This window comes from Kribbella sp. NPDC048928 (genome assembly GCF_043197975.1).
Taxonomy (GTDB): domain Bacteria; phylum Actinomycetota; class Actinomycetes; order Propionibacteriales; family Kribbellaceae; genus Kribbella.
This window is the reverse complement of sequence record NZ_JBICUC010000009.1, coordinates 99,807-114,435: the sequence shown is the minus strand read 5'-3', so window position 1 is coordinate 114,435 and position 14,629 is coordinate 99,807. Positions and strand designations below refer to the sequence as shown.

The window sequence follows — 14,629 nt, the reverse complement described above, 5'->3', positions numbered from 1 at the left end:
GGTAGCTGACGCGAGCCCACATGCCAGGATCGTCCGAGTGCTGACTCCTGCTTGGCTGGAAGACCTGTCCCTTGGCGATCCGATCGCTGCCGATCCGCTCGAGGGCGGGTACGCCAGCAAGACGTTCCGGGTGCGTACGACACAGGGCCGGACGGTCGTCGTGAAGACCCAGGAGAACCTGCCGTCCGACCTGTACGCGTTGGAAGCCGATGGCCTCGACGCGCTGCGTGCGCCCGGCGGATTCGACGTACCGGAAGTGCTGCGGGTCACACCACACTTCATCGTGCTCGCGGATCTCGGTACGTCGGAACCGTCGCCGACGTACTGGGAGGACGCGGGGCGCGCGCTCGCGCTTCAGCACGAGCAGACCGCGGACGCGTTCGGGTACCAGCACGACAACTACCTCGGCGTACTGCCGCAGCGGAACCCGTGGACCACGGACGGTCACGCGTTCTTCGCCGAGCACCGGCTGTTGCGGTACCTCGAGGAACCCAACTGCAACAGCCAACTCCCGCCGGAGGATCGCCGCCGGCTGGAACGCGTTGCCGGCAACCTCGCGAATCTCATCCCCGTCCAGCCCGCGTCCCTCCTGCACGGCGACCTCTGGCACGGCAACCTGCTCCCGAGCCCCTCGGGCGCACCGGCCCTGATCGATCCGGCCGTGTACTACGGCTGGCCGGAGGCCGAGCTCGCCACCCTCCTCATCTACAACCACCTCTCCGAGACCCTGTTCGACGCGTACGAGGAGATCCACCCGCTGACCCCGGGCTGGCGCGACCGTCTGCCCCTCCTGCACCTGCGAGAACTCCTCTGCGTCACCGCCCACACCGCCGACGTCCCGGACACCGTGAGCGAGATCCACACCATCCTCAAAGACTTTGATTGAGGTGTAGGAGGTACTGCTTCTCGTTGAGGGGGTTGCCGTCGGTGCGCGGGCGGGTCGGCGGCGGAGGCGCGACCGGGGTGTAGTTGTGGAACGTGGTGGTGAGCAGGGCCTCGCCACGCCCGAGGGTGGGCAGGTAGGACTCGAAGGCGTGCGTGGTCGCGGCCGGGATCGTGCCCTCGATGTGCGTCTGGGTGGCCTGCGTGACGACGCCGCGATGTTCCGCGACGTGGGCGAGGATCCGCGAGACGGTGTCCGCCGGGACCTCCAGCTCGAAGTGGTTCACCGGCTCGAGCACCGTCGTACCGGCCTCGGCGATCGCCTGCATCAGGACCAACGGCACCAGCCGGCGAAAGTCCGAGGCCACACTCGTCGCGTTGTCGAACTCGGTGTGCGTCAGCTCGACGCGGATGTTCGGGATCTCCCAGCCGGACAACCCCTGCTGGAGCGTCTGCCGGACGGTCTCCTCGATCGCGGTGTGGAACGCCCGGGTCAGCGCGCCAAGCTCCACCTCCAGGACGTACTCGATGCCCTCGGCAACCGGTGAGACCCGGAACCCGACCCCCGACGTCCACAGGCTCTCGGACATCTCGCGGGTCGCGGCGCCGGTGCCGTTCAGCCGTTCGACGTGGATCGGCGTCGTCTCGCTGAACGTGACCTCGACGCCGTACTCGGACTCGAGCAGCGACGCGATCACCTCCTTCTGCACCTCGCCGTACAGGCTGACGGTGATGTCGCCGGTCCCGTCGGCCTTCCGGACCCGGATCAGCGGATCCTGCTCGGCGAGCTGCGTCAACGCCTGGAACAACCGCATCCGGTCCCGCGCACTCACCACGGTCTCCAGCGTCGGCGGCGCGAACAACCGCTGCGAGTACGCCGTCCGGACGCCGAGCTGGTCGCCGATCTGGATGCTCTTGAGCCCGCGCAACGCCACGATCTGCCCCGCCTCGACCCGTTCGGCGGGCTGCCTGGATCCGTCGCGGTACACCTCGATCCCACTCGGCCGCGTCTGGTACTCGGGCCCGTCGACGGGATGCACCGGGACCGGCGTACGTGCTGCGAGCGTCCCGCTGACGATCCGCGCGGACGCGAGCTTCTGCCCCGCCGCGCCGCGTTCGACCTTGAACACCCGCGCCCGCAGCTCGCCGTCCGGCGCCCCGCTTGCCCGCGGCAACCAAGTCCGGATGCCCTCGATCACCTCGGGGATTCCGACCCCGGTCATCGCGGATCCGAAGTACACCGGGTGCACGGCGGCCTTCGCCACCTGGGCTTTCAGCTCGGCCGTGTAGTCGACGGCGTTGCCCTCCAGATACGACTCCAGGAACGCATCGTTGCGCTCGGCAAGCAATTCACCGAGCTCCGGCCGCTGCAACGCGAGCAGGTCCACGGCGGCCGCGCGGGTGCCGAGGTCGTCGACCGACTCCATCGGTACGGCGGCCGGTGTCAGCAGCCGGCGGATGTCCGCCAGCAACTCGTCGTACCGGGCGCCGACCCGGTCGATCTTGTTCACGAACAGCAATACCGGGATCCGTAGCCGGTCGAGCGTACGCATCAGCAGCCGGGTCTGCGGCTGCACGCCCTCGACCGCGGAGATCACCAGCACGGCGCCGTCGAGCACCGACAGCGCGCGCTCGACCTCGGCGATGAAGTCCGAGTGCCCGGGCGTGTCGATCAGGTTCACCGGCAGGTCGCCAAGCCGGAACGACACCACCGCCGATCGGATCGTGATGCCACGCCGGCGCTCGAGGTCCATCGAGTCGGTACGGGTGTTGCCGTCGTCGACCCGGCCCACCCGGTCGACGACCCCGGCCGCGTACAGCAGCCGCTCGGTCAGGCTGGTCTTACCGGCGTCGACATGCGCCACAATGCCCATCGTCAGAGAGTTCAAGAGTCCTCGCGAATGCGTAGAAACGATCAATACCGATGCGGTAGATCGATCCCTGGCGCATCCCGGTCTCCTGTCTGTGGCTGAGAACCTCTCGAGGCGAAGCTAACACCGACTCCGCCCACTGACGACCCAATTTCAGGCTTCGAGGACCTGCACGTCGTACTTCTGGATGAACCGGTCACGCGTCACGAGCGTCAGCCTCTCGGCCAGCGCCTGCGCAACAAGCATCCGATCGAACGGATCCCGGTGAATCATCGGCAAGGAGCTGGCCAGGACCGCATGCGTCGCGTCGATCGGCAGCGCCCTCAGACCACTCCGCTCGGCCCACTCGGCCAGATCGCCGGGAAGCTCGATCTTCCCGGCCGCCGCCTTGATCGACAACTCCCACAGTGTCGCCGCGCTGACGTAGACCTCTAGTTCGGTGTCGATCCGCTCCTTCAGGTCATCCGAGAGGTCGTCGCTGTCCTGCGCCCACCAGAGCAGCACATGGGTGTCCAGGAGCAGCCGGGCGGTCCCCGGCGACGGGCTCACGACTGCAGACCGAAGTCGGCGGCGATCTCCTCGTTCACCTCGGCCGAGTCCCAGTCGGGGGCGTAGCTGATCCGGCCGGCCAGCGAGCCGCGACCCGTCCGCCGCGGCAGCTCCGTCAACGGGACGACCTTGGCGACCGGCTTGCCCGCCCGGCTGATGACGACAGTTTCACCGTGCTCGACCCGCTCGACGATCCGGGACAGCTGCGACTTCGCTTCGTGCATGTTGTACTGCGCCAGCTCGCTCATCCAGCCGCCTTAGCCCACCTAGCTAAGTTTACTACCGGCTGACGATTGCCGGGAGGATGCGGGCTCCGGGGACGGGGCCTTCGGCCTGGCGGACCATGCGGCAGAGGCCGGACTCGGCGAGGTCGACGGCGAGGTCGACGGCGTTGCGGCTGTCGGCGGCGAGGAAGAGGCAGGTCGGCCCGGAACCGGAGATCTGCGCGGCCAGCGCGCCGTGGTCGAGGCCGAACTGGAGCGTGTCACCAAGCTCGGGCCGGAGCGCGAGCGCGGCCGCCTGGAGGTCGTTGCTGAGCGCAACCGCGAGCGCCGCCGCGCTGCCGGACAGCAGCGCCGACAACAGCTCGGGCCGGACCTGCGGCGGTTCGACACGGCGCAGCGGCCGCATCCGGTCCAGCTGGCCGTACACCTCCGGCGTCGACAACCCGCCGTCCGCGATCGCGAACACCCAGTGGAACGTCCCGCGGGACATCACCTCGGTGACCTGCTCGCCACGTCCCTGGCCGAGCGCCGTGTGGCCGACCAGGCAGAACGGTACGTCGCTGCCGAGCTCGGCCGCGTGGTGCTGCAGTTCGGTCTGGGTCAGCTGCAGACCCCACAGCCGGTTGCACGCCACCAGCGTCGCCGCCGCGTCGGTCGACCCGCCGGCCATCCCGCCCGCGACCGGGATCGTCTTCCGGATCGTCAGATCGACACCCTCGTCGACGTCGTACTCCGCCTGCAGCAGCTGCGCCGCGCGGACCGCGAGGTTGGTCTCGTCGGTCGGTACGCCGTCCGCGAAGTCGCCGGAGATCTCCACCGAGACCTCGCCGTCGTCGTCCCGCAGGACCGCGGTCACATCGTCGTACAAGGCAACGGCCTGGTACACCGTGGCAACCGGGTGGAACCCGTCCGGGCGCGGCGGACCGACGGACAGACCGAGATTGATCTTGGCCGGCGCCCGCACCGTGACCTCAGCAGAAGGTGGCACGTCGGACAGGCTAGTGCCTAGCCGCTCCAGCTAGGGCCGCGAATTCTGTGATACCCAGCATCTCGCCGCGCAGTTGCGGGTCGATGCCGGTCTGCGCGAACACCTCGTCCAGCCGCGCGCGGTCGGGCATCCACCGGGCCAGGGCGGAGCGGACCGTCTTGCGGCGCTGCGAGAACGCCGCCTCGATCACCGCGAACACCTCCGCGCGGCTCGCCTCGGTCGCCGGCGGTTCGCGGCGCTCGAACGCGACCAGCCCGGAGTCCACGTTCGGGGCCGGCCAGAACACGTTCCGGCCGATCGGCCCGGCGCGTCGTACATCGGCGTACCAGGCGGCCTTCGCGGAAGGTACGCCGTACGTCCGGGAGCCGGGTGGGGCGGCCAGCCGGTCCGCGACCTCGGCCTGCACCATCACCAGCCCGTGCCGCAGGTCGTCCGACACCTGGAGGAGATGCAGCAGGACCGGTACGGCAACGTTGTACGGCAGGTTCGCGACGCAGGCGGTCGGCGTCCCGATCTCGGCCGGCCCGACGTTCATCGCATCCGCCTCGACGACGGTGAGATCAGCGGCCTGATCGGGAGCGTACGTCGCCACCGTCGACGGGAGCGCCTGCGCGAGCAGCGGGTCGATCTCGACCGCAGTGACCGGGTGCCCGTCGGCGAGCAGCGCCAGCGTCAGCGATCCGAGACCCGGGCCGATCTCGAGCACCCGCTCGCCGTCGGTCAGGTCGGCGGCGCGGACGATCCGGCGGACGGTGTTCGGGTCGATGACGAAGTTCTGGCCGCGCTGCTTGGTCGGGCGGACCCCGAGCGCGGCGGCCAGTGAACGCACGTCCGCCGGACCGAGAAGCCTCGGTCCGGCGGACGTTGATGAATCAGACGAGCTCACGCTGGTCAGTGTGTCAGGCTCAGGCCTTCTTGCCGCACACCGGCCACGCACCGTACCCGCCGCGGTCGGCCTTGACCTTCTCCGCGATCGAGATCTGCTGCGCCTTCGACGCACCGTTGGCGTTGCTCGAGTACGCCGTACCGCCGTACGCCGCCCAGGTGCCGTGATCGAACTGCAGGCCACCGTAGTAGCCGTTGCCCGTGTTCGCGGCCCAGTTGCCGCCGGACTCGCACGCGGCGATCCGGTCCCAGGCACCACCACTCGTGGTCGGCGGCGTGGTCTCGCCCGTCGACGTCGGGGTGGTCGGCTTGTCGACCGGCTTCGGCTTGGTGCCGACGACGACCTGCTCGTCGACCGCCTTGGTCACCAGCTTGGTCGCGACCACCTTGGTGGTCGACAGCTTGCCGTCCAGGTAGGTGTACAGGTACGTGACGGCCTTGGCGCCGTCCGTGCCCTTCGTCGTGGTCTTCTTGGTGCCCTCGAGCAGCGTCGCCGACTTGGTCTCGTCGGTGCCGTGCTGGACGGCCTCGGTCTTGGTGACCGACTTCTGCAGGACCTGCACGAAGCCGATCGTGTTCACGCCGAGCTTCAGCGGGGTGGCCGCCGCCGGGGTGATCCGGTCGTCCTTGTCCCACGCGATCTTCGCCTGGGTCAGGGCCTGCCCGACGGTGCCGGCCAGCGACTTGATCGTCACGGTCTTGCCGAGGTGCACGATGTTCACGGTCTTCGGCGTGGTGACGGTCAGCTCCAGCCCCTGACGGCCGAGCTCAGCGCTCCGGCTCGTCGACAGCTGCGCGCCGTCGTACCGCAGACCCAGGTCGGCGAGCGCCTCGTTCACGCTGTCGGCCGTGGTCCAGTACGCCTTCTTGGTGCCGTCGGCGTTGACGGTCAGCTGGCGACCGTACTGCACGGCGATCTCCTGGCCGTCCTTCAGCTTCGAGTCCAGGCTGGGCGCCACGTTGTCGTGGTCACCGGTCTGAACTTTCTCGGCCTTCAGGGCGTCTGCCACGGTGGAGCCGAAGGTGTGCACCTTCCGCACCTGGCCGTCGACGGAGATGCTCACGGTCTTGCTCTTCGAGGCATATGCCACGGAGCCGCCCGCGACGGCTAACGCAGCCGTCGCACCGACAGCCACGATGATGGACTTACGCACTAACGCTCCCAGGTAGGGCTACCCGGGCACGGGGTGGAGCAGCACAGGCACCGATCGCGAGGGCCAGGCTGGCTGCCTGGAACCCACAAATCCCGCCGAGGGGTTGTACTGCCCGGGAACTTCCCCGATCCCGGCCAACATCACGGGACCATAACGAAGAAGTAGCGGAAGCGCCAATCCCCTGGTCGGCGAGTCGTAAAAAGGTGTAACGGGCCCTTTACGCGCTGTGATTGCCCCAGTGCCCCCGATGCACCACTTCCGCGGTCGTCCGGCGGCCCCGTTTGAGCGACGGCGAACGCTTGTCCGGGGCCCGGTGACCAACCGACAGCACCCCCACCAGATCGAACCCCTCGGGGACGCCGAACTCCTCGAGCAATTCGCCCACCTTGTCCGCAGGAGGCCCGAAAAAGCAGGCTCCCAGGCCTTCGTCGACGACCGTCTGCAGCATCAGCAGAACGGCCATCCCGGTGTCGACGTACCAGTACGGCGCCGTCCAGCGACCCTCGTCCCGATCGGTCCAGCCCTTGTCCGGTTCGGTGTACCGATCGAGGTACGCATCCTTGTGCGCGAACGCCAGAATCAGCAGCGGCGCCCGGCGCAGCCCTGTGATCCATTCAACATACTTCGGATCCGGATCCGCGGCCGAAATCCCCCAGTACCGCTCCCGCTCGTCCCCCTCCAACGTCAAGAACGCCCACCCCTGGCTGAACCCCCCGGACGGCGCCCGCAACCCGTTCCCCAAAATCCGCTCCCGAACCTCCTCCGACACAGCCCGATCCGGGTCGTAGTTCCTGACCATCCGCCGTCTGCGGACCACCTCGCTGAACTCCATGAGGTGTGTCTACCAGCGGCGTCAGCCGACGTCGCCGCCGACCTCCAGATGCCGCCAGAACTCGGTCTTCGGCCCCTCCGTCACCCGGCCTGCGCCATCATCCCCCCTCACCCGCATCGTCATCAGAACGCTCATTACCCCTCCCCTCGAGGACCGACCCCACCCGGGGCCGGCACCCTCAGCCCGCTCCTCTGAGCCCCACCCCGCAACGGTCTCGAAGAAGGTTCACCAGACCCACCCGCCCGCTCACGAAGCCCACCCTCCCCACGCGGACCGATCGCCCCCGCCGCGGGCGCCTGAGGCGCAGTCAGGGCCTGCAAACGCTTGAGATCCGGGGACAGCTCCTGCTGCGTCCTGATGCGATCGAGTTCGGTGTCGAGACCTGCCACCGGTTCTTGTGCAGCTTTGATGCCGGCGGCCGCCTTCTCGTTGTCCGCAAGGGATTCGTCTGCCTCGACTGCAGCCAATCTGCCGAAGGACTCGCGCAACGGAGCGACCAACTGCCTACGCACGTCCGCGCGGTCGGTCTCCGGCATCAGCCCTTTCCTGGCAAGCTGTTCGTCGATGACCATGTCGACCGCAACGTTCCACCGCTGGGGGTCGTCCGCCACCACCAACCTCTGGGTGACCTCTTCTCGCGTCAGTCCGCTGCGCGCCGCCAGTTCCTCGTCGAGGTGCCGCACAGCCGCCGAGTAGCCGGGATAGGCCGACAAACTCGATTCGCCCACGACCGCGTCCTTCCGGTGGCCCAGCCCGACCTCCGGGAAGACGTCCTCGACGATGTCGTCAAGGTTGGCGTCGGCCCAGTACTCGGTGCGCCCCTCGTCGAACGCGGATGCGGCATCGTCGTACGGGTAGGCCTCCGGTGCCGTCTTGTCGCCGAGGGGCGTCATCAGGTGCGTGGCCTCGTGAGCCACCGTGTTCATCGCGTCGCGAAGCAGCCAGACCTCGTCCTCGGACAGCGGCCGATCGGCATCCTGTGCCTGCTGCAACCGGGACAGGACCTGCTCGACCGACAGCGCGAGGCTGCCGTCCGGGTGCGCCGTACCGAGGTTGTCCGGGGTCGCTCTCCTCGAGCAGCCGGCCGTTCCACCTGGTCTTGACCTGGCCGCGTCCGGCCCGCTGCTCGACAGCACGGACGACGGCGGCCACCAGCCGGTACTCCCAGGACTGCGGCGAGACCTCGGCGTACCCGCTCACGATCAGTCGCCGCGGTTCTCGTCGCGAAGACGCTCGATCAGTCTCACCAGGGTGGAGTTCAGCCGCAGGATCGTCATGGACTCGCGCGCCGGCGCCTGCCTGGACAGTTCCCCGATCTCGCGCTTCACGCGTTCGGCATGAGCGATCCGCTCGGCCGGCGTGCCTTTGTCCACGAGCACCTTGGCCTGCAGGGCCGAGGCCCGCTGGAACTCGGGGCTCGAGGGTGCCTTCGGTCCTTCGATGAGCGCCGGCAGCTTGCGTACCCGGATCAACGCCGTACGGCGGGGACCCTCGTCCGCGATCTGCTCCGCGAGTTCCTGCAGGCGCTGCATCTCCGCGGACACCGTGGCCTGGTCGGCGCCGCGGAGTGAGTCGGCGAGCGCGTTCACCTCTGCGCTGACAGCCTCGTACGTCACCTCGTCCACGGGACTCAGGGTATCGGCCCAGTGCTACCAGGAGCCGCCGAAGGCGTTGTTGGAGTTGGTGTTGAGGGCTGTGCAGAGTTCGGGGACGGAGATGTTGAGGACGTCGGCCATTTTGCGGACGGTGTGCGGGATCAGGTAGGAGGCGTTGGGTTTGCCGCGGTGGGGGGACGGGGTGAGGTACGGGGCGTCGGTCTCGACGAGGATGCGGTCGAGGGGAGTGACGGCGAGGGCGTCGCGCAGGGACTGGGCGTTCTTGAAGGTGACGACGCCGGCGAAGCTCAGGTACGCGCCGCGGTTCACGCACTCGCGGGCGAACTCGGTGTCGCCGGAGAAGCAGTGCATCACCAGCCGGTCCGGTACGCCTTCGCGGTCGAGGATCCGCAGTACGTCCTGGTGCGCGTCCCGGTCGTGGATCATCAGCGTCTTGTCCAGCCGCTTCGCGAGCCCGATGTGCGCCGCGAACGACTCGTGCTGCGCCGCCTGCCCGTCCGCACCGGTCCGGAAGTAATCGAGCCCGGTCTCGCCGATCACCCGGACCTTGGCACTGCTCGACGCCAGCCGCTCGATCTCGGCGAGCGCACTGTCCAGCTCGCCGGCCTCCTTCAACTTCGGCGCCTCGTTCGGATGCAGAGCAACACCCGCGATCAGGTTCGGGTACTGCTCCGCCGCCTCGACCGCCCACTGCGCGCCGGGCAGATCACACCCCACCTGCACAATCCGGGTCACACCAACCGCCGAGGCCTTCTTGATCGCCTCAGCCGGACTCAGCCAGTCCCCGTCCTCGGAATCCGCAATGTCCAGATGGCAATGCGCATCCACCACGCTCATCGGCAACGGATCCGGCACCTCCGGCCGCCGCCGATCCCGAGACCGCCCGTCCTCCCCCACGGCCGCCCGCTCCCGAGTAGGCCGACCAACCTCCACACCATCTGAACCCATACGAGCCAGATTACTGAGTCGCCAGCGGCTTCTATCACCGCTGCCGGGTTGCAGCGGGCCAGCGGTGAAACAACCCGCTGGCGAGCGGTTGTCCACAGGCGCAAAGTCGGGCCGCGCGGCGGAGGCGGAACCGGGCATCTTCTCGGGCATGAATGTCGAACTGGAGATGGTGGCCGCGGAGCGAGGCGGGTGGTTCTCGCGGCGGGACGCGATTGTTGCCGGGTACTCCGATGCCGACCTGCGCAGGCACGTCGCGTCCGGGGAGTGGATGCGGGTCACGCGTGGTGCGTACGCACCACGTTGTCCTGCTGTGGAGGCGATGCCGCCGTGGGAGCAGGCGGCTTGGGTTCATGGGCGTGCGGCGCGAGCGACCTACCACCGGCTGGGCGGCCGCGCCGTGGTGAGTCATCAGTCGGCCTTGCTCCTGCACGGCGTACGGGTCTCGGAGCTCGATCTGCACCGGGTGCACGTGACCCGGATGATCGGGTCCGGGCGGTCCGACCGGGCCGTGTGCCAACACGGGGCCCGGCCGGCCGTACAGGTCATCTGCGAGCTGGACGGTGTGCGGACGACCACTCCCGCGCGGGCTGTCGTCGAGACCGTTCGATCGACCAGCCTGCCGGTTGCCGTCTCCGTGGTGGATCAGGTCCTGCGGCTCCGGCTCGCCACGCCGCAAGCGATGACGGCGCCGCTGCCACAGGCGGAGATCCGCGACGAACACGGCAAGCTCGTCGGACGGGTCGATTTCCTGTTCGAGCAGTACGGCGTCATCGTCGAGTTCGACGGAGCCGTCAAGTACGCCGACGGCGGACCCCGCGCACTACTCGCGGAGAAGGTCCGCGAGGACCACCTCCGCGATCTCGGCTACCAAGTGGTCCGAGTCTCGTGGCCAGACCTCTCCCAGCCCGCCGTACTCCTCGCCAAGATCAGCCGCGCCATCGCGCGCTCCGGCCCGCTGACGGGCTATGTCACCGCTAGGGCGTTGTAACCCGGCAGCCGTCAAACAATCCGCTACCGGGCTATTCGGCGGCTTCCTTCACCTTGGCGACGAGGGTTTCCCACATGGTTTGGGCGTGGGCCGCTTCTTCCTCGCTGCCGTTGTTGTCTTGTTCCAGCTTCAGGTGGGTGTTGCCGGTGAGGGTGTAGGTGAGGGTGTGGTAGTTCTCCGGGGCGTCGGGTTGGCCTGTCAGAGGGCTGAAGTGGGTGAGCTTCAGGGAGCGGCCGGGCTCGAAGGCCAGGATCTCGCCTTTGTCCTGGTATGCCTTGCCTTGCCATTCGCCGGTCCAGGTGATCGGGCTGCCGACCTGCCAGTCCGTCTCGACCACGGCGCCGAACCACAGTTCCGGCACGTCGGCCGGCTTGGTGAGTACGTCCCACACCCGCTCGGGCGAGGCTGCAATGTCGATCTCGGCAACTGCCACATAACCAGTCATAGGTCGACAGTACGATTCCCGCCCTCCAACCGCTTGGAGAAAAGCGTCAGCCGGATCGTGCAGGAAGTCAGCACTCCGGGCCATGTCGCGGCGCCGGTGGCGGCGCTTAGCTTTCGTCGAGGTTCCGCCCGACCGACAGGAGCAGCCGATGACCAGGAAGTTCCGGATCACCACACTTCTCGCCGTACTCGGTCTGGTGGCAGGAGTCGCCCCGCCGCCGAGCGACGCGGCCGCGAGGCCGATCCCGGTGCAGGTGTTCAGCCTGACCGACCTGCACGGCTACCTCTCCGAGACCGAGAACCTGACGATCGCCGGCCCGTCCGGCACCCAGCAGGTCGGCGGCGCCGCGTACCTGAAGGCACACCTGGACCAGCTGCGGAAGCCGAACAGCTTCCTGATCGGCGCGGGCGACCAGTTCAGCGGCTGGCCGGACTACACGCAGGCCTTCGCGAACGAGCCGACCATCGAGGTACTGAACGCGTTCGGGATGGACTTCGACGTCGCCGGGAACCACGAGTTCGACCGGGAGTTCCCGTTCCTGCGCCGGATGACCACCGGCGCCTGCTACGGCAAGCCCGGCTTCGACAGTTGCTTCAAGGACTCCACCGGCCGGAACTTCCACGGCACCGACTACGCGTACCACGCGGCGAACATCGTGGACCCGCGGACCAAACGTCCGGTCCTCCCGCCGTACTGGATCGCCCAGGCCGGCTCGCAGCGGATCGGGTTCATCGGGCTGGGTTTCCCCGGGACACCGACCGAGACGCTGTCGATCAAGGGCTCCGGGTTCGAGTTCCAGGGCGTCGTCGAGGCCGCCAACCGCGCGGCCGCCGAGCTGAAGGCCCAGGGCGTGAACGCGATCGTGGTCAGCATGCACGAGGGCGGACAGCAGGGCGGTCTGTACGACGAGTGCACGAATCCGACGGGCCCGATCTTCGACGCCGCGCGGACGATGTCGCCCGACATCGACGTGATCCTCGGCGGGCACTGGCACACCGCGTTCAACTGCATGATCCCGGACCCGAACGGCGTACCGCGTCCGGTGCTCGAGGCAAGCAATCACGGGCGCGTACTCGGCGAGGTGAACCTGTCGCTCGATCCCGCGACCGGCGAGGTGATCCGGTCCGCGACAACCGCCACCAACCACGCGGTGACCAAGGACGTGACGCCGGACCCGAAGGTCCAGAAGATCGTCAAGTACTGGATGGACAAGTGGACGGCACGCCGGCAGGAACCACTGACCAGGCTCGACCGGGATCTCGACTTCGTACCGACGGCGGAGAGCCGCACCGGCAACCTGGTCGCGGACCTGTACAAGACCGAGGCGGGCGGCGACTTCGCTCTGGTCCCGGCCGATCTTGGCGTCGACGTGATCGCCGCGGGGCTGAAGGCGGGCAGGGTGACGTACGGCGAAGCCTGGCCGGTCGCCGGGATCTCACCGATCACCACGCTCTCGATGAAGGGCTCCACGGTCGAGGCCGTTCTGGAGCAGCAGTGGATCCCGCCCGCGTACGGCTGCAGCCGGCTGTCCGCGCTCGCAACCTCGGCGAACTTCCGCTACACGTACGACCTGCGCAGACCGGTCGGCGACCGCATCGATCCGGCCGCCGTCCTCATCAACGGCAACCCGCTGCAGCTCGACAAGACCTACCGGGTGACGACGAGCGCGGCGATGCCGTTGCACGGAGCGCAGTACGGCTACCCGGGCTTCCAGCAGTACACGGACCTCACCAGGGCACCTCGGATGGGACAGGAGGTCTTCCTGAACTACCTGCGGACCCATCCGTCGCTCAAGGCACCCAACCTCGACCGGGTGACCGCGATCCCGGGTACGCCACCACCGGCCGACGGCCCGTTCGGTCCGCTGAACCTGCTGCCGCAGCGCGAGATGACCGCGACCGCGACCAGCCAGGGCTCGTCCGCGTACGCAGCACCCGCCGCGATCGACGGCAACTGCGCGACCATGTGGCACTCGAACTGGAGCCCGCACGCCCCGCTCCCGCAGTACATCACCCTGGATCTGAAGACGCCGCGGGCGATCGAGGCGCTCGTCTACACCCCACGCCAGGACGCCGAGGTGCCGAACGGACGGATCTCGTCGTACGACGTCCAGACAAGCACCGACGGCAGTACCTTCACGTCGGTGACGAAGGGCTCGTGGGACGGCAGCATCGACGCCAAGATCGCGAGATTCCCGGCCGGTACGACCGCGCGCTACGTGCGGCTGGTCGGACTCGCGGGCGGTGCGGACTACGCGGCCGCGACCGAGCTCAATATAGCTCTAGCTCCGGGTTCCTGACTGTGGTTCGGTGGGTTGTTGGGGACATGCCGTAGCGGCGGGCGAACTGGCGGCTCAGGTAGTGGGGGGAGTCGAAGCCTACGGCGGCGGCGATCTGGGCCACGGACATGTCGGTGGCGCCGAGGAGTTCGGCGGCGCGTTGCAGGCGGAGCGCGAGAACGACGTTCATGATGGAGTCGCCGACCTGCTCCTTGAACAGGTGTGCCAGGCGGGAGACCGAGACCTGCGCGAGGCCGGCCAGTGACGTCAGGGTGTGCGGCCTGGCCGGGTCGGCGGTGATTGCCTCGAGCACCAGATGTACGCGGGCGTCGAGGTGCTGGATCTCGCGGCGCAGGCTGGCGACCGCGGTGAGCAGCACCTCCTCGATGCCGTTCATGGTCAGCTCGGTGGCGATGGTCTTCTCCAGCAGGTGCAGCTCGGTGTCGCCGGTCGGGGACAGTCCGGCGCGCTGCGCGTCGCGGTGCAGGCGATCGAACGCGGACACCACCCGATCGGTCTCCGACGATCGGGACAATCGCACGTACGAGAGCCCGGGCATTGCCTGTGGCAACGACAGCCAGGAGTGCCACTCCCGCCGCGGCTGGAAGTGCGCCCACCAGGACTCCCAGTACGTCCCGACGGTCCCGTAGTCGTGCGGCGTGCCCGGGCTGACCAGCAGGACGTCTCCGTGGCGCAGCATCAGCTTGTTGTCGCCAAGGACGTACCGGCCCGTTCCCGACGCGGTGTAGAGCAGGTACCAGCTGCCGACGCCGTCCGGGCGGACGACGCGGTAGTCGCCGCCGCTGTGGAAGTGGCCGGTCACCAGCTTGCTCGGCGGCGGGATCTCGCTGTACAGCTCGATCAGCACCTGAGTAGCAAGATCGTGCTCGAAGTCAGCAGGCTCCGTCATGGTGGATCTCCTCGTAGGCGCTCCAAGATTAGCGGCACAGCAGTCAGTAGCAGCAAGAT

The 14,629-nt window shown here is 68.3% G+C and carries 15 protein-coding genes; 3 read left to right on the top strand and 12 right to left on the bottom strand.

Features of this window, described 5'->3' with window-relative positions; all coding sequences use genetic code 11:
- Nucleotides 1–37: 37 nt before the first annotated feature.
- The gene (locus ACGFI6_RS33450) at nucleotides 38–886 is read left to right on the top strand and encodes a fructosamine kinase family protein (protein WP_393125759.1); all 849 of its coding nucleotides are present in this window, start codon (nucleotides 38–40) and stop codon (nucleotides 884–886) included.
- On the opposite strand, the gene ACGFI6_RS33445 is transcribed toward ACGFI6_RS33450, so the two are convergent.
- The 10 genes from ACGFI6_RS33445 to ACGFI6_RS33400 all read right to left on the bottom strand — a co-directional run bounded on the left by ACGFI6_RS33445 (nucleotide 870) and on the right by ACGFI6_RS33400 (nucleotide 9,949).
- Entirely contained in the window at nucleotides 870–2,756 is a 1,887-nt protein-coding gene (locus ACGFI6_RS33445; protein ID WP_393125757.1) for a GTP-binding protein, read from the bottom strand. The two genes, ACGFI6_RS33450 and ACGFI6_RS33445, sit on opposite strands and share 17 nt — an antisense overlap.
- A 150-nt stretch (nucleotides 2,757–2,906) precedes the next feature.
- Nucleotides 2,907–3,302, bottom strand: a complete 396-nt coding sequence (locus ACGFI6_RS33440) for a type II toxin-antitoxin system VapC family toxin (protein WP_393125755.1) — start codon at nucleotides 3,300–3,302, stop codon at nucleotides 2,907–2,909.
- Nucleotides 3,299–3,550 (bottom strand): type II toxin-antitoxin system Phd/YefM family antitoxin, encoded by a 252-nt coding sequence (locus ACGFI6_RS33435; RefSeq protein WP_393125753.1) that lies wholly within the window; start codon nucleotides 3,548–3,550, stop codon nucleotides 3,299–3,301. Before ACGFI6_RS33435 ends, ACGFI6_RS33440 begins: the two co-directional genes overlap by 4 nt.
- A gap of 31 nt (nucleotides 3,551–3,581) precedes the next feature.
- The gene (locus ACGFI6_RS33430) at nucleotides 3,582–4,514 is read right to left on the bottom strand and encodes a 4-(cytidine 5'-diphospho)-2-C-methyl-D-erythritol kinase (protein WP_393125751.1); all 933 of its coding nucleotides are present in this window, start codon (nucleotides 4,512–4,514) and stop codon (nucleotides 3,582–3,584) included.
- A 10-nt stretch (nucleotides 4,515–4,524) separates the two neighbouring features.
- On the bottom strand, nucleotides 4,525–5,400 hold the full coding sequence (rsmA, locus tag ACGFI6_RS33425) for a 16S rRNA (adenine(1518)-N(6)/adenine(1519)-N(6))-dimethyltransferase RsmA (protein WP_393125749.1): 876 nt from the start codon (nucleotides 5,398–5,400) through the stop codon (nucleotides 4,525–4,527).
- Nucleotides 5,401–5,419: 19 nt separating this feature from the next.
- Complete coding sequence (locus tag ACGFI6_RS33420; RefSeq protein ID WP_393125747.1) at nucleotides 5,420–6,463, bottom strand: ubiquitin-like domain-containing protein; 1,044 nt, start codon at nucleotides 6,461–6,463, stop codon at nucleotides 5,420–5,422.
- Between the two features lie 307 nt (nucleotides 6,464–6,770).
- Nucleotides 6,771–7,385 (bottom strand): nitroreductase family protein, encoded by a 615-nt coding sequence (locus ACGFI6_RS33415; protein ID WP_393125745.1) that lies wholly within the window; start codon nucleotides 7,383–7,385, stop codon nucleotides 6,771–6,773.
- A gap of 134 nt (nucleotides 7,386–7,519) precedes the next feature.
- Nucleotides 7,520–8,521, bottom strand: coding sequence for a hypothetical protein (locus ACGFI6_RS33410; RefSeq protein ID WP_393125743.1), 1,002 nt, complete (start codon nucleotides 8,519–8,521; stop codon nucleotides 7,520–7,522).
- A 66-nt stretch (nucleotides 8,522–8,587) separates the two neighbouring features.
- Nucleotides 8,588–9,010 carry a hypothetical protein gene (locus ACGFI6_RS33405; protein WP_393125741.1) on the bottom strand — a complete coding sequence of 141 codons (423 nt, stop codon included), beginning with the start codon at nucleotides 9,008–9,010 and terminating at the stop codon, nucleotides 8,588–8,590.
- 24 nt (nucleotides 9,011–9,034) lie between these two features.
- The gene (locus ACGFI6_RS33400) at nucleotides 9,035–9,949 is read right to left on the bottom strand and encodes a TatD family hydrolase (protein WP_393125739.1); all 915 of its coding nucleotides are present in this window, start codon (nucleotides 9,947–9,949) and stop codon (nucleotides 9,035–9,037) included.
- A gap of 148 nt (nucleotides 9,950–10,097) precedes the next feature.
- Between ACGFI6_RS33400 and ACGFI6_RS33395 the strand changes: the two genes are divergently transcribed.
- Entirely contained in the window at nucleotides 10,098–10,937 is an 840-nt protein-coding gene (locus tag ACGFI6_RS33395) for a type IV toxin-antitoxin system AbiEi family antitoxin domain-containing protein (protein WP_393125737.1), read from the top strand.
- Nucleotides 10,938–10,968: 31 nt separating this feature from the next.
- Here ACGFI6_RS33395 and ACGFI6_RS33390 read toward each other — a convergent pair whose 3' ends face one another.
- Entirely contained in the window at nucleotides 10,969–11,382 is a 414-nt protein-coding gene (locus ACGFI6_RS33390; RefSeq protein WP_393125735.1) for an SRPBCC domain-containing protein, read from the bottom strand.
- Between the two features lie 148 nt (nucleotides 11,383–11,530).
- Between ACGFI6_RS33390 and ACGFI6_RS33385 the strand changes: the two genes are divergently transcribed.
- Nucleotides 11,531–13,681 (top strand): discoidin domain-containing protein, encoded by a 2,151-nt coding sequence (locus ACGFI6_RS33385; protein ID WP_393125733.1) that lies wholly within the window; start codon nucleotides 11,531–11,533, stop codon nucleotides 13,679–13,681.
- Here ACGFI6_RS33385 and ACGFI6_RS33380 read toward each other — a convergent pair.
- Nucleotides 13,653–14,570: a helix-turn-helix domain-containing protein gene (locus tag ACGFI6_RS33380; RefSeq protein WP_393125731.1), complete on the bottom strand. Its 918-nt coding sequence runs from the start codon at nucleotides 14,568–14,570 to the stop codon at nucleotides 13,653–13,655. The genes ACGFI6_RS33385 and ACGFI6_RS33380 overlap by 29 nt on opposite strands.
- Nucleotides 14,571–14,629: the final 59 nt, after the last annotated feature.

What these genes read in the sequence shown, in the direction of transcription:
- ACGFI6_RS33380 (WP_393125731.1), bottom strand. Translation starts at nt 14,570, where the DNA reads ATGACGGAGCCTGCTGACTTCGAGCACGATCTTGCTACTCAGGTGCTG.
- ACGFI6_RS33395 (WP_393125737.1), top strand. Translation starts at nt 10,098, where the DNA reads ATGAATGTCGAACTGGAGATGGTGGCCGCGGAGCGAGGCGGGTGGTTC.
- ACGFI6_RS33390 (WP_393125735.1), bottom strand. Translation starts at nt 11,382, where the DNA reads ATGACTGGTTATGTGGCAGTTGCCGAGATCGACATTGCAGCCTCGCCC.
- ACGFI6_RS33445 (WP_393125757.1), bottom strand. Translation starts at nt 2,756, where the DNA reads ATGGGCATTGTGGCGCATGTCGACGCCGGTAAGACCAGCCTGACCGAG.
- ACGFI6_RS33415 (WP_393125745.1), bottom strand. Translation starts at nt 7,385, where the DNA reads ATGGAGTTCAGCGAGGTGGTCCGCAGACGGCGGATGGTCAGGAACTAC.
- ACGFI6_RS33385 (WP_393125733.1), top strand. Translation starts at nt 11,531, where the DNA reads ATGACCAGGAAGTTCCGGATCACCACACTTCTCGCCGTACTCGGTCTG.
- ACGFI6_RS33400 (WP_393125739.1), bottom strand. Translation starts at nt 9,949, where the DNA reads ATGGGTTCAGATGGTGTGGAGGTTGGTCGGCCTACTCGGGAGCGGGCG.
- ACGFI6_RS33435 (WP_393125753.1), bottom strand. Translation starts at nt 3,550, where the DNA reads ATGAGCGAGCTGGCGCAGTACAACATGCACGAAGCGAAGTCGCAGCTG.